Annotated in this window: 3 protein-coding genes; 2 read left to right on the forward strand and 1 reads right to left on the reverse strand. The window is 43.1% G+C overall.

The features are described 5' to 3' along the window. Nucleotides 1–144: 144 nt before the first annotated feature. A complete protein-coding gene (locus UF06_RS16720) occupies nt 145–363 on the forward strand; it encodes a hypothetical protein (protein WP_226972608.1) in 219 nt (72 codons plus the stop codon). Then, a complete protein-coding gene (locus UF06_RS26330; RefSeq protein ID WP_242402028.1) occupies nt 333–491 on the forward strand; it encodes a DUF3265 domain-containing protein in 159 nt (52 codons plus the stop codon). Before UF06_RS16720 ends, UF06_RS26330 begins: the two co-directional genes overlap by 31 nt. Nucleotides 492–751: 260 nt before the next feature. Here the strand turns inward: UF06_RS26330 and UF06_RS24790 are convergent. Continuing rightward, nucleotides 752–874, reverse strand: a 123-nt coding sequence (locus tag UF06_RS24790; protein ID WP_045569239.1) for a transposase, incomplete at its 5' end; no start/stop codon positions are given.

Raw genomic sequence — 874 nt, forward strand, 5'->3', positions numbered from 1 at the left:
TATCCTTTACGACTACATGGTCAAGTGCATGCAGGAGTTAGCGAAAGCGGAACCTGATATCGATGCACTCCTGCCTTGGAACTTCAAACACTAACAATATCGCCCCGTGGGTTCATGGGGCGGATACCATTTACTTATCTGGATATGAGTTCAGAAACTTATCTTTTTGAAAAGGAAGAACTCTTGAGCTCGGGGTTAGAGGTGGAAGGTGATACGATTTATGCTTCTTCTCCAGAAGAGGCTATTGATAAATTCAAATCAAATTTTTGTGAGCCTTTGAAGGATTATGCAAATTCAAATGTTGCAGGTGGATTGGCGACATTCATTTTTGAATCATTCAAATCAGTAACTGGGAAAAAATAGCTAACAAACGCTTCAAGAGGGACAGCCAACGCGCGGCATTTTTACTATGCGTTGGTTTTTGTGGTTACGGTGTCATGCGGAAAGTTAGTAGTAGCGTTGGCTGCCCCTTAAGCGGGCGTTATGCTTAATCACCAAAAATCAGTTGGTTGCATCTTTTCTTTGCTCCCTCGGTGTGTTGGTTTTGTGTTTGTCGGCAAGTTGGCTTCAGTGGGCGCTGTTTTTCGGACACTTGTTCTTTGGCGCTGGAAATTCAGAGAATTGCCTCAATCAATATTCGGGCAAGCGCGAGGTTAGGGCGGTTGGCTCAATCAGAAGTTTGACCACAAGTTTTTGGGCTTGAATTGCCAAAATTCGAAGTCTGTTTTTCAAATCTATGAGTCATTTCGGTTCATCCGGAAAATCGATACTTCGCCTCATGACTGGCTTTGATTTTTAACTCAAAAAATTCCCAATCACGATACCCATAGGCGACTTTGTTCAGCGTCTTTATTCGGTTGTTCACACCCTCTAC

Source organism: Vibrio sp. S234-5 (assembly GCF_000960595.1).
Taxonomy (GTDB): Bacteria; Pseudomonadota; Gammaproteobacteria; order Enterobacterales; family Vibrionaceae; genus Vibrio.

Excerpts from the sequence above, each read along its gene's own strand:
- UF06_RS16720 (WP_226972608.1), top strand. The coding sequence starts at position 145 with ATGAGTTCAGAAACTTATCTTTTTGAAAAGGAAGAACTCTTGAGCTCG.